The organism is Binatus sp. (SeqCode) (genome assembly GCF_050013435.1).
Lineage (GTDB): Bacteria > Desulfobacterota > Binatia > Binatales > Binataceae > Binatus.
In genome coordinates this window covers 1-11,064 of the sequence record NZ_JBEKFG010000099.1, presented here as the reverse complement: position 1 = coordinate 11,064, position 11,064 = coordinate 1, and the positions used below count along the sequence as shown (strand labels likewise).

The 11,064-nt window shown below is 60.7% G+C and carries 13 protein-coding genes, 1 tRNA gene and 1 pseudogene; 11 read left to right on the top strand and 4 right to left on the bottom strand.

What is annotated here, in order from left to right:
- The first annotated feature begins 55 nt into the window (after positions 1-55).
- The 6 genes from ABSB13_RS15530 (at position 56) to ABSB13_RS15505 (ending at position 4,882) form a co-directional block, all read left to right on the top strand.
- Positions 56-127: transfer RNA gene (locus ABSB13_RS15530), tRNA-Glu, on the top strand.
- A gap of 213 nt (positions 128-340) precedes the next feature.
- A complete protein-coding gene (gene rbp, locus ABSB13_RS15525) occupies positions 341-676 on the top strand; it encodes an RNA-binding regulator (protein WP_331961655.1) in 336 nt (111 codons plus the stop codon).
- Positions 677-837: 161 nt separating this feature from the next.
- Positions 838-1,161, top strand: a complete 324-nt coding sequence (locus tag ABSB13_RS15520; RefSeq protein ID WP_424671108.1) for an RNA recognition motif domain-containing protein — start codon at positions 838-840, stop codon at positions 1,159-1,161.
- Positions 1,162-1,255: 94 nt separating this feature from the next.
- Entirely contained in the window at positions 1,256-1,546 is a 291-nt protein-coding gene (locus ABSB13_RS15515) for a hypothetical protein (protein WP_428110139.1), read from the top strand.
- 103 nt (positions 1,547-1,649) lie between these two features.
- A complete protein-coding gene (locus ABSB13_RS15510; RefSeq protein WP_428110138.1) occupies positions 1,650-2,234 on the top strand; it encodes an MlaC/ttg2D family ABC transporter substrate-binding protein in 585 nt (194 codons plus the stop codon).
- A 377-nt stretch (positions 2,235-2,611) separates the two neighbouring features.
- A complete protein-coding gene (locus ABSB13_RS15505) occupies positions 2,612-4,882 on the top strand; it encodes an Ig-like domain-containing protein (RefSeq protein WP_428110136.1) in 2,271 nt (756 codons plus the stop codon).
- A gap of 180 nt (positions 4,883-5,062) precedes the next feature.
- Here ABSB13_RS15505 and ABSB13_RS15500 read toward each other — a convergent pair whose 3' ends face one another.
- A complete protein-coding gene (locus tag ABSB13_RS15500) occupies positions 5,063-5,200 on the bottom strand; it encodes a type II toxin-antitoxin system Phd/YefM family antitoxin (protein ID WP_428110135.1) in 138 nt (45 codons plus the stop codon).
- Positions 5,201-5,238: 38 nt separating this feature from the next.
- Here ABSB13_RS15500 and ABSB13_RS15495 point away from each other — a divergent pair, with 38 nt between their 5' ends.
- A complete protein-coding gene (locus ABSB13_RS15495; RefSeq protein ID WP_428110134.1) occupies positions 5,239-6,225 on the top strand; it encodes an alanine racemase in 987 nt (328 codons plus the stop codon).
- Between the two features lie 302 nt (positions 6,226-6,527).
- A complete protein-coding gene (locus ABSB13_RS15490) occupies positions 6,528-7,568 on the top strand; it encodes a beta propeller repeat protein (protein WP_428110132.1) in 1,041 nt (346 codons plus the stop codon).
- 21 nt (positions 7,569-7,589) lie between these two features.
- Here ABSB13_RS15490 and ABSB13_RS15485 read toward each other — a convergent pair whose 3' ends face one another.
- Together ABSB13_RS15485 and ABSB13_RS15480 are read right to left on the bottom strand one after the other, a co-directional pair.
- Entirely contained in the window at positions 7,590-8,045 is a 456-nt protein-coding gene (locus ABSB13_RS15485) for a hypothetical protein (protein ID WP_428110131.1), read from the bottom strand.
- Positions 8,046-8,058: 13 nt separating this feature from the next.
- Positions 8,059-8,610 (bottom strand): carboxymuconolactone decarboxylase family protein, encoded by a 552-nt coding sequence (locus tag ABSB13_RS15480; protein ID WP_428110129.1) that lies wholly within the window; start codon positions 8,608-8,610, stop codon positions 8,059-8,061.
- A 165-nt stretch (positions 8,611-8,775) separates the two neighbouring features.
- Here ABSB13_RS15480 and def point away from each other — a divergent pair, with 165 nt between their 5' ends.
- Positions 8,776-9,318, top strand: a complete 543-nt coding sequence (def, locus tag ABSB13_RS15475; RefSeq protein ID WP_428110128.1) for a peptide deformylase — start codon at positions 8,776-8,778, stop codon at positions 9,316-9,318.
- An 18-nt stretch (positions 9,319-9,336) separates the two neighbouring features.
- Here def and ABSB13_RS15470 read toward each other — a convergent pair whose 3' ends face one another.
- Positions 9,337-9,627, bottom strand: a complete 291-nt coding sequence (locus ABSB13_RS15470) for a hypothetical protein (protein ID WP_428110126.1) — start codon at positions 9,625-9,627, stop codon at positions 9,337-9,339.
- Positions 9,628-9,873: 246 nt separating this feature from the next.
- Here ABSB13_RS15470 and ABSB13_RS15465 point away from each other — a divergent pair, with 246 nt between their 5' ends.
- Together ABSB13_RS15465 and ABSB13_RS15460 are read left to right on the top strand one after the other, a co-directional pair.
- Positions 9,874-10,827: an ABC transporter ATP-binding protein gene (locus ABSB13_RS15465; RefSeq protein WP_428110125.1), complete on the top strand. Its 954-nt coding sequence runs from the start codon at positions 9,874-9,876 to the stop codon at positions 10,825-10,827.
- A 52-nt stretch (positions 10,828-10,879) separates the two neighbouring features.
- Positions 10,880-11,064 (top strand): annotated as a pseudogene (locus ABSB13_RS15460) (hypothetical protein); the annotation flags it as partial.

Sequence of the window (11,064 nt, the reverse complement as noted above, 5' to 3'; positions counted from 1 at the left end):
CAGCCAACGATTTTTGCAAAGCGCGCGCGGGCCATCGGCGGTCGCGCGCGGCGATGGTCCCATCGTCTAGTGGTTAGGACACCGGCCTCTCACGTCGGGAACGCGGGTTCGACTCCCGCTGGGATCATTCAAGTAAAAAGCCTGGAAAGCTGGCCCGGATCGACCTCCTGCCGCCGGCGTTAACATTATGCTGGCAGCGTGTTTGGACCCCCCTATCTTTGTCCACGGAAATAGCGTACTCTCACTATCTAACGCTCGGATTGTTCCTTTCTCTAAGCCCGGGAATTGGCCCGGGTTTTCGATACGAGAGCTTCCCGGCAAATACTTACGGAGGGCAAAAATGCCCAGCAAATTGTACGTAGGCAATCTGGCCTACTCGGTCTCCAACAGCGACCTGGAAGAACTGTTTTCACAAGCAGGCCAGGTTCAGAGTGTGGCGGTAATCACGGATAAATTTTCCGGCCAATCGAAGGGCTTCGGCTTCGTCGAGATGGCGAATGCGGAAGATGCTTCCAAGGCAATACAGACCCTGAATGATACGGATCTGAAGGGCAGGAACATCAAGGTTAGCGAGGCCAAGCCCCGCGAATCGAGCTTCGGTGGCGGCGGCGGTGGCGGTGGCAACCGGCGCGGCGGTGGCGAGAATCGCGGCGGCGGAGGCGGCGGCCGCTGGTAAATTAGTCTGAGACTGGGCGGGCACGCGATGCCCGCTCAGTCGTTTTTCGGGTCGCGGGGACTCCGAGTCCCGCTGCCTCTGCAGTTTTTCAGTCTTTCGACTGTCTTCGAGCTCCCGTCCTGGGAGACGACAGGCATTCGTACGTCGCACGAGGAGGCCCGGTGCCCAGAATATATGTAGGAAATCTCGCCGAGTCGGTCACGCGCGATTCGCTGCGGTCGCTGTTCTCCAAAATCGGCCAGGTAGGCGGCGCGTTGGTGATCACCGATAAGCTCACCGGCAAATCCAGGGGATTCGGCTTCGTGGAAATGATCGAAGTTGACGACGCGGTTAACGCGGCCGTCTACTTCAGCGGCGTCGAACTCGAGGGCCGCAAGATTCACGTCGATCCATATCGTCCGCAGGAACCCGGCGCTCAAAAATATCGCGGCGAGCGCAAGCGCCGCGCTCCCGCCAAGCGCAAGGCCAGCAACGGCGCCGCATAGCCGGCTCAGAGCGTCGGTGCGAGCTGAACAGTGAAACACTGAAAAAACGAAAAGTGAAAAAGGGAAAAGATGAAAAATTCAATCGGGAGACGATATGCGCGATGAAGGGTTGACGCCGTGGAGAACGCACGACTGGAAGATCCGCACCATCGAATCGATTGCTCCAGGAGGCGGTTCCCGGCTCGCCTTTACCTGCAGGAGTTGCGGCAGGATATTCAATCAAACGACGATCAACAGCCGCACCTGGGCGGTTGATGCGAGCGGCGTTGCGCTGTCCGATACTGTCACTACGCGATGGCTCGCGGAAAGCTGCCTGCATCGCCCGGCCGACGGCGACGAAGACGACCGCAAGCAATTCAAGAACGGCCCGGCCTTCCAAAGTTAGGCTATTTTTCCGAACGATGCCGCGGTTGAAATTGACCATCCGGGCAGTCGCCCTCGGAGCGCTGATTTCATGTGCGATCGCTGCTTCCGCCGCCCCCGGTGCGATGGCGGATTCAGCGGTTGCGCCCGATGCCATCGGCTCGGTGAAATCCGTCGTCGATCAGACCTTCGTCGTTTTCAAGGACAATACTATTGCGCCCGCGCAGCGGGAGCAGAAACTTCGCGCGATTGCCGAGAGCCACTTCGATTTTCAGGAGATGGCGCAATCGGCGATCGGTTATCATTGGCGCACTTTCACGCCCGCGCAGAAGAGCGAGTTTGTGCCGTTGTTCACCGCGTTCGTCGAGGACGCGTATTTGTCGCGGATCGAATCGTATTCGGTCGAGAAGGTGAACGAGCAGATAAAATCCTCGGTCATTCAATTCACCCGCCAGTCGATCGACAGCGACAGCCCCGACTACGCCGAGGTCTTCAGCACCGTCGTGCTGCAAGACCAGAAGGATCCGATTCCCGTCAACTACCTGATGCGCCGCGACGCAAATGAGTGGAAGATTTACGACATCACGATTGACGCGATCAGCGTAATCGCCAACTACCGCAACCAGTTCAATCGCGTGCTGAACAACGACGGCTACGACAAACTCGTCAGCATCATCCGCCAGAAGACCGCGGGCCTCCAGCAAAAATAGCAGACCGTCACAAGCCCGCCGCGACCAGCTAGCCGCGCATCGGCGCGGGCATCGGCATCGATGCCGGCTATCGCGACCCCGGTCGTGATCGCGACACGTATCCGTAGTCTCCATCGACAGTAGTTTCATCGGGTGGGTCGGGGCCGGCCGCCGAAAGTCTTTCAACCGAGCGAGCCCGAACCAGGTGAAACTGCCTGATCATCGCCGGCCTATCCGCAACATTTCAAGAATAACTTCTAGTTGATAATCCGATTCGAAGGCGTTGGTTCTCTTTAGAACATCGCCGGAGATTTTCCGCTTGAGCTTTTGCAGCCCGCGGAATGGAATACGTTTGTGCGGTTCTGATAACCGCTGCTGATGAAGGGAGGAATGTGTCGATGCGCTTCAACAAGTCGTTTACGCGGTTCGTCGCGTGTTTAAGTTTTTCGCTGTTGTTTCTGATCGCAGCGCTTGCGCGGCCGGCGCTGGCGCAATCGGATAACGATGCGTCCCGAGACAGCCGGACAGCAGTAAGTGAACTTTCTATCTCGCCCACGACGCTGACCTTCAGCGTCAACCTCGACAAAGCGACCACCGAGACCAAACATTTCACCCTAACGAACACCGGAAGGGCGGGTTTGTCCGTAACCGTCAAGGCGCCGGCGGGAACGTACCCCGGCGATTACACAATCTCCGGTCCGGGGCTCACTGTTACGGGCGGAACGATCCCGATCCCGGGCAAAGTAAAGGACAGCAAAGCCAACATTGTCGAGGTCGATGTCACCTTCGCTCCGCACGAAGCGGGCAAGAAGTTGGACGCGACAATTCTGATCACTAACAACGGGACCAAGGGCAAGCCGTCGGAGACCATCAAGCTCAACGGCAGCGCGAGCCAGAAGAAGCCGACCCCGACGGCAACCGCAACAGCCACCGCGACCGCGACGGCAACTGCGACGGCGACGGCAACCCCGACCGCGACGGCAACGCCGGCGCCGACCGCAACCCCCGTCGTGGTTTCGACCAGCCCACCGATCACAGGTTGCGGAGGCCAGGGGGTGCCGCTTAATCAGCACATCACGGTGACTTTCAATGAGGCGATGCTTGCTTCGACCATCAATACCTCGACCTTTGTGGTGACAATTCCGCCCAGCACAACTCCCATAAGCGGAACCGTGACCTACGACGCGACAAACGATACCGCGATCTTCACGCCCACCAGCGTACTCACGGCTGGCACCACATATGAGGTAACGATTACCACCGGGGCCGAGAGCGCCGGCGGAACTCCACTGGCAAGTAATTTTGTATTTACTTTCACAACCAGCGCGAGCTCAGACACGACCGACCCAACTGTCATCTCGACAAATCCGGCTGATGGCGCCCTCAATGTGCCTACCAACCAGAAAATCACCGCAACCTTCAGTCAGGGGATGGACTCTACAACCATTAATGGGTCGACGTTTACGCTCACGAGTCCTGGCCCAACGTCGGTTAGCGGTACGGTGACCTATTCCACCATCGGCACAACCGCGACGTTTACACCGGCCAGTGCTCTAGTGGCCAACACGCAGTATGTTGCGACGATTACAACCGGCGCCACGGACCTCGCAGGAAACCCGTTGGCGATCGCGTTCATTTGGACCTTCAAAACAGGTTCCGGGCCGGACACCATCGCGCCCACCATAACTCTCACGGCCCCTGCCAGCGAGGCAACGGCGGTGCCCCCTAACGCGTCTGTCAATGCAACATTCAGCAAGGCGATGAACCCTGCAACGCTCAATGCAACAACTGTTACCCTGGTTGATGAGACCGCCTCGACTCCTGTAACCGGGAAAATCACTTATAATGCGACAAATTGGATCGTGACGTTTACTCCCACCAGCGCTCTCACGGCCGGTGATTCATTCACCGCCACGGTCACGACCGGGGCCAAAGATCTGGAAGGCAATGCGCTGGCAGCAGGCTCCGTCCCGAACCCGTGGAGCTTTACCGCCGGTTCAACGCCGGGTCTTGCGTCGATAGATCTTGGAGCGGCCGCTGGTTTCGAGGTGTTCGCTCGATCCACGGTTACTAACACCGGCTTTACCGTGATCGACGGGGATCTTGGTTTGACGCCAAGCACACTCAGCTCTGTGACTGGATTCCCGCCTGGAATAGTGAACGGGTCGATCTATACTGCCACTGATCCGCAAGCGATTGCGGGGCTGTCCTCCTTGCTGACCGCGTACCTCGCCGCCACCCCCGCCTCGCTGCCGGGGGCAGCTAGTGTGAACGAAAACCTGGCCGGACTTACTGTTTACCCCGGCCTCTATACAAACGTGGCGGGCACGCTCGAGATAACGGGGGGGAATCTCACGCTTGACGCCCAAGGTGACGCGAATGCTGTATGGGTCTTCCAGATGGCGGCCACCCTCACCCTGACCACCCCCACCTGCGAGGTTATCCTGGCCAATGGCGCGCAGGCAGCCAACGTCTTTTGGCAGGTTGGCAGTTCAGCGACTATCGGAGTGGGCTGTGCGATGGTAGGAAACATACTGGCTGACACGTCGATCACGCTGGGCGACGGCGCATCGCTGGACGGCAGAGCGCTGGCAGGTGCCGTTGTTTCCAGTGGCGCAGTTACACTGGATGACAATGCCGTTTCCGCGGCTGGCGCTTGTAGTCAATAGATGCTCGCCGTAAAGCGGGCGACAAGCGCCGAACTACGGCTGGGATGCTGGGCTCTGCGGTGATGCCATGAAAAACCGGACCGCTCCGGTTAGCCGCCGAGTTTCTTCAGCCGCGCGTCGTCGTGCGACCTGCTCGCGCTCGCATCGACGACCTGCTCGGACGCCACAAGACGGACACGCTTAGCGCGGCCATCGCGAAGTGACGCCAGCCGCGCATCGCCGGCCGTTCTTGGTGATCAGGACCGAGCCGCTTTTGGACATCTCCTTGACGTAGCGGCTGAACCGCGTCTTGACCTCGCGAATGTTCTCGACTCTCATAGAGTCACCCTCGTGCCGCCGATGACAAGCTGGTTGCCATGAACATCTATGACCTTCAGACTCCGGCACTGCTCGCAGATGCCGACGCCCTCGAACATAATCTCAAGACCATGGCGGCCGCCGTCCCTGGGCCGCGGCTGCGCCCGCACGTCAAGGCCCACAAATGTACCGCGCTTGCCAAAATGCAGGCGCGCGTCGGCCATAAGAGCTTCACCTGCGCCACCATCCGCGAGATCGAAGGGATGGCGGCGGCCGGACTGGGCGACGATCTCCTGCTCGCCAATGAAGTGCTCGATGCGCGCCGCCTGGCGGCCGTCAACGCACGCGTCACGCTTGCCGTCGATTCCGCGCCCACTATTCTCGCCGCCGCCCAGGCCGGGATAAAGGAAGTTCTCATCGACATAAACGTCGGCTTGCCGCGATGCGGTTGTGCGCCTGGCGATGCGGGCCGGCTCGCGGACCTGGCGCGCGGCAAAGGTCTCAAAGTCCGCGGTGTGATGGGCTACGAAGGACACGTTGTGGGCCTCGACGATCGAACGACTCGCCTGACCCTGACTGCGGACGCAATGGAATTACTGCTTCAAGGCCACCGGGCCGCTGGCGGCGACATAGTATCGGCGGGAGGCACCGGGACTTACGACATCAACGTCTGGGCAAACGAAATCCAGGCCGGCTCCTACGTTCTGATGGACACTACTTACGCCAAACTGGGCCTGCCCTTTCGTCAGGGGCTCACCGTGCTGGCCACGGTCATCTCCGTCTCATCGTCATACGCGGTAGGGGATTGCGGGTTGAAGGCGCTTGGAATGGATCATGGCAACCCGTCGATCGCCGGCGGTCATCAAGTGTTGTTCGTATCCGACGAGCACGTCACTTTCGTGCCTGCTTCACCGCTCAAACCGGGCGACAGGATTCGCGTGATGCCGGCGCATATCGATCCGACCATCGCCTATCACGAGCGGATGCGTCTGGTCCGCGGCGAAGAGATCCTCGAAACCTGGCCGATCGATCTCCGCGGCTGGTAGGGCCGTTGCCGTTCGTGGCGTTGTTGGATGCACAGGCGGCACGAGGAGTATCTATGCGAAGGCGAATTTGGCGGGCGCTGTGGGTAGCCGGGTTGCTGTTGGGATTTTCGCCAGCGGCGTGGGCTCAACCGGCTGGGCCTTTTGGGCCTGGACGGCCGCTGCCGCCATATCCGCTGCGGAGCCGCGCAGCACCTGCGCCTAAGCAGGGCGGCGAGGCACCCAGACCGCGTCGGACAGGGTCGGTCGCAGGTGTGCAGCTTCTCGCGCCAAATGTGGGTTGGGCAACGAACGGGCCGCAGCTTATGTGGACCTCCAGCGGTGGGACCGAATGGGAGGACATCACTCCCCCCGGTCCAAAGGATGGGTGGATCTCTGGGATTTTCTTTCTCGACACCAACCGGGGCTGGGTACTGTTCGCGCACGGAGAACCGGATATTCCTGGCGGGTTGCAGTTCGATCTGGCCTCCACGGACAACGCCGGAGCCAGCTGGTCGATGAGGCACGTGACAGTCCCGGATAGGAGATACGCGGGGTCCGATATTCTGCATGGTGGGAGCCTGGCCTTTGCGGACTCGGTTCACGGCTGGCTGGGCCTGGGGGCAGGATTGAGCGCAGCTTCTCGGGGCACGGGCGTGCTGCTGGCGACCGAGGACGGAGGTGAAACCTGGAAGTTGGCAACAGCTACCGGATGGGACACGCACGATGAAATTGGCCCGATGCTGATGCTGACGCCGAAACAGGGATGGATGGTGAGCGGCGGAGCCAATGACGAACTCCTTGTCACCCGCGACGGCGGCAGAACCTGGCAGAGTATCGAGCTCGAATCACCGGTGAAAACCGATCTAATGCGGCAATACGACCGAAACTTGGAGCAGTTCGAGCGCTCGATCGCTGGGACGAAGCTCGCAAGCATGCAACCACCGCAACACCCCTCCTCGTATGCTGCATACCGCCTTCCCACATTCAACGATCCCAAGCACGGCTATGTCTGCGTTACCTATCCTGGAGTGGTGGTGTTATTCGCCACCGAGGACGGCGGAGTCACCTGGAAGCCGGACAGGGTATTGACCGGATTGCACGATCACGAGCAAGACACGACGGTGGTGTCCGCCGTGGCCGACTCGACCTGGTTCACTGGCAGAGTTCCAAAAAACGGTATGCCTCAGCTGACCAAGCTCGGCCCGGGCGCCAGCGCTACCGATACCACGATGCCGGCTCCTGAGGAATCGGCGGTTAGGCGAATGAGTTTCGCCACGGTGAGCCAGGGCTGGGTCGTGACTAACGAGTCCAAATTACTGGCGACCAACGACGGCGGCGCGACCTGGACCGACATCACGCCATAGCTGGCCGCAGCCGGCAACCCCTTAGCCCGCAGTCCGCATGAGCCACCGCCGATGGCGCCACATATAAATGATCAGGAACGGTCCGAAGCTCAGCGAGAATAGATTGATCATGACTTCGACCGCCATCGCTCCGTCAATCGACGCATACTTGCCGTTTTCGAGATTGTACAGCGTGTCGAGCAGCCCGAGGTAAACGAACGAGCTGCCCGCGACGAGTCCCCACAACAGCGCGCGCGGGTCCCGCCGCGCCAGCATCAACGCGGAGGCCACCGCCGCAAAAGCAAGCCACGCATCGCCGGCCGGAAACGCGCGTTCGAAAGCAAGGTAGCCGCCCTCGCTGCTGCTCTGCACCGCGCCCGAGGTGAAGAAAGTCACCCAGTACAGCACAGTGGCGCCGGCGCTTATCCAGAGCATCACCGTTACCGTGCGCAATGCCGCCGGCGCATCAGCCGCTGTCTCACTCGTGTCGTTCAGCAAGCGATCCAGTGCCTCATGAATTCTCGCCCCGTCGCGCCGAGGCGAGCGGCGGCTGGGACTCCAGCTCCACCCGGGTCGATTCGAGAAACCGGCTCAGCATGTTGAAATAGCTGCAGCACAGGATGAGCTCGGTGGCCTGGCGCACGCCGTAGCGGTCCATGATTGCGCCAAGCGCCTCGTCGCTCAGCCGCACGTCGCGGCTGATCTCGTCGGCGACGCGGCACAGCAGGTTTCCCTCGGCATCGAGTCCCGTGACGGCGCCGTCCACCCCGATCGCGGCGATCTCGTTGTCGCTCACGCCGACGCTCTTCGCGACCGCTACGTGTTGCGTCCATTCGTAGTTCGATCGCGTAACGTGCGCGACGCGCAGCACCGCGATCTCGCGCTTGCGCTTGTCGAACTCACTGCGCAGCAGAATCGACATCGCGAAGTTGATGATCGGCTCGAAGCTCGCCGGCGCGTTCGCCATCATTCGGAACACGTTCAGCGGCGGAAGCTTGCCCAGCGTCGCCGCGATTTCCGGCGTGAGCTGTGCCTGATCGGGCAGCGGAATCCTCACAGTCATAAGCAGTTTACCTCAGGTTAATTTTTTACCCCGACCCGCACCCGGTTTCCTACCCTGTTAACTGTCGCTGCGTAATTATAATTAAGGACAGTTGATGCGGATATTGAAAGGGCGTTGCTGCGATCGGGTCTTTTGCCCCGCGGCGCGGCGAAGTGAGGTTGCGCGATGATTTTGAAAGTTGCCCGTCTCGGATTTCCGTCGCTGAGGACCCAAGCCGGCCCGGTGCCGGCCGATCGGATCAAAAGCAAAGAGTTTCAGCGCCTGATCGACGACATGATCGAGACGATGTACGGGTACAACGGCGTCGGGCTGGCCGCTCCGCAGGTCCATCTTCCCATTCAGCTTGCGGTGCTCGAAGTCCACGACCATCCGCGCTATCCCGACATGCCCGAAGTGCCGCTTACGGTGCTGATCAACCCCGTGGTGGCGATTCTCGACATGACGTTGGTCGAAGAGTGGGAGGGATGCCTGAGCGTGCCGGATCTTCGTGGGCGGGTGCCGCGATTCAAGCAGCTGCGGGTGACGGCGCTCGGGCGCGATGCGCAGCCGGTCGAGATTGTCGCGTCGGATTTCCACGCGCGGGTGATACAGCATGAGACCGATCACCTGAAGGGCGAAGTTTACCTCGACCGGATGCCGGACATGCGGTCGCTGGGGTTTCTCCAGGAATGGCAGCGCTTCATGCTGAAGCCGGAGCACGAGGAGTGAGAGCGCGCTGGTGCCTGACTACTTGGCGGGCGCAGCAATCTCTGGCATCTTGCCGGTGGCCTTGAACGACGCGATCGCCTTGCGCATCTCTTCGTTCTGTGCGGCGAGAATGTTCTGTTCGCCCTGGACTTTCGCGAGCTCGGCTTTCAGTTGCTCGTTTTCACTTTGAAGCTTGAGCAGCTCGGCGTTGAGCTGCGAGGTCTGCTGGGTCTGCTCCTCGATGCGCGTGCGATAACTGCTCGAATAGAGAAAAAACAGCAGCGCTGCGACTATCGCGACGATCAATCCGCCTGTGAGCAATCGTCCCATCTATGCACCCCTTCCTCTGGAGTCACCAGCCAATTTTTTTGCAACCGCGCGCATCGGACAGATTAGCCGATCGGCGCGCGAAAAAAACTGAATTGACTTCCCTGCCCAGCCGTCCCTAAAATGCCGAGGATCGCACTTCTGGCCGGGCGCCATTTGTACTCCATCGAGAATTATGCACGATACCCCGGCGCCGATGAACGTGGGGGGCGCTGAATTTCGCGCGCCGGCCAGAGCAGGCTTTTTTGCATGATAGAGGTCCAGGAACTAACCAAGTACTTCGGCGCCACGCTGGCCGTAAACGACGTTTCGTTCAAGGTCGAGAAGGGCGAGATCATCGGGTTGCTGGGCCCCAACGGCTCGGGCAAGACCACGATCATGCGAATCTTGACAGGATTTTTCCCGGCTACCTCGGGACGCGCGCTGATCGGCGGCCTCGATGTCGCCGAACATTCGCTCGAAACGCGCCGCCGCGTCGGCTACCTGCCGGAAAACATGGTGCTGTATCCCGACCTCAGCGTCGATGCGCTGCTCGAGTTCGGCGCCCGGGTGCGCGAGATCGATCCCCGCACGACCCGCGATCGAATCGAATATTCGCTCGAGACCTGCGGGCTCAAGGACGTGCGGCGCAAGCTTATCGGCAAGCTCTCGAAGGGCTACCGGCAGCGCGTGGGAATCGCGCAGGCAATCCTCAGCGATCCCGAGGTGCTGATTCTCGACGAGCCGACGGTCGGACTCGATCCGCGCCAGGTGGTCGAAATCCGCGACCTGATACGTTCGCTGGCCGGACACTCGACGGTGCTGCTCTCCACGCACATACTGCCCGAGGTCAACATGACCTGCCGCCGCGTCGTAATTATCGACCGCGGACGAATCGTAGCGCAGGACACGCCCGAGCGCCTCACGGCGAAACTGCAGGGAACCGACCAGACGATGATCACGGTCGGCGGTCCGTCGCCGGCGGTGCGCGAGGCTTTGACGGCCGTCAAGTTCGTCGAGCGGCTCGAGGATCGTCCGGTCGAAGCCGGCGCGACGGGAGTGTGCTCATTCGTCGCGTACTCCAGCGGCCACGGCGACGAAGTCCGCGCGGCGCTCGCCGCTTGCGTCGTGCAGCACGGATGGAATCTGCTCGAAGTCAAGCCGATGGCGCTCAGTCTCGAGGATCTGTTCATGCGGCTGGTCACCAGGGAGGAGCGGGTTTAGCTGCACCGCGCGCGAAGTTCAATGTGCATTGAGATTGAGGTAGTCGCATTCGATGTCTAACGCTGCAGACACGCTGGAAGTTGCCGGAGCGGCCACCGAGTCGCGACGCGCCGCGATCCGCGCCGCGGGAACCGGCTTTTCAGTGGGCAGGATGCTCGCGGTGACGCGCAAGGAATTGCGCTCGTACTTCGCCTTTCCCCTGGTCTATGTGCTGTCGGGCGTGTTCCTGGTTTTGGC

Excerpts from the sequence above, each read along its gene's own strand:
- rbp (WP_331961655.1), top strand. The coding sequence starts at position 341 with ATGCCCAGCAAATTGTACGTAGGCAATCTGGCCTACTCGGTCTCCAAC.
- ABSB13_RS15515 (WP_428110139.1), top strand. The coding sequence starts at position 1,256 with ATGCGCGATGAAGGGTTGACGCCGTGGAGAACGCACGACTGGAAGATC.
- ABSB13_RS15510 (WP_428110138.1), top strand. The coding sequence starts at position 1,650 with ATGGCGGATTCAGCGGTTGCGCCCGATGCCATCGGCTCGGTGAAATCC.
- ABSB13_RS15505 (WP_428110136.1), top strand. The coding sequence starts at position 2,612 with ATGCGCTTCAACAAGTCGTTTACGCGGTTCGTCGCGTGTTTAAGTTTT.
- ABSB13_RS15500 (WP_428110135.1), bottom strand. The coding sequence starts at position 5,200 with ATGAGAGTCGAGAACATTCGCGAGGTCAAGACGCGGTTCAGCCGCTAC.
- ABSB13_RS15495 (WP_428110134.1), top strand. The coding sequence starts at position 5,239 with ATGAACATCTATGACCTTCAGACTCCGGCACTGCTCGCAGATGCCGAC.
- ABSB13_RS15490 (WP_428110132.1), top strand. The coding sequence starts at position 6,528 with ATGTGGACCTCCAGCGGTGGGACCGAATGGGAGGACATCACTCCCCCC.
- ABSB13_RS15480 (WP_428110129.1), bottom strand. The coding sequence starts at position 8,610 with ATGACTGTGAGGATTCCGCTGCCCGATCAGGCACAGCTCACGCCGGAA.
- def (WP_428110128.1), top strand. The coding sequence starts at position 8,776 with ATGATTTTGAAAGTTGCCCGTCTCGGATTTCCGTCGCTGAGGACCCAA.
- ABSB13_RS15470 (WP_428110126.1), bottom strand. The coding sequence starts at position 9,627 with ATGGGACGATTGCTCACAGGCGGATTGATCGTCGCGATAGTCGCAGCG.
- ABSB13_RS15465 (WP_428110125.1), top strand. The coding sequence starts at position 9,874 with ATGATAGAGGTCCAGGAACTAACCAAGTACTTCGGCGCCACGCTGGCC.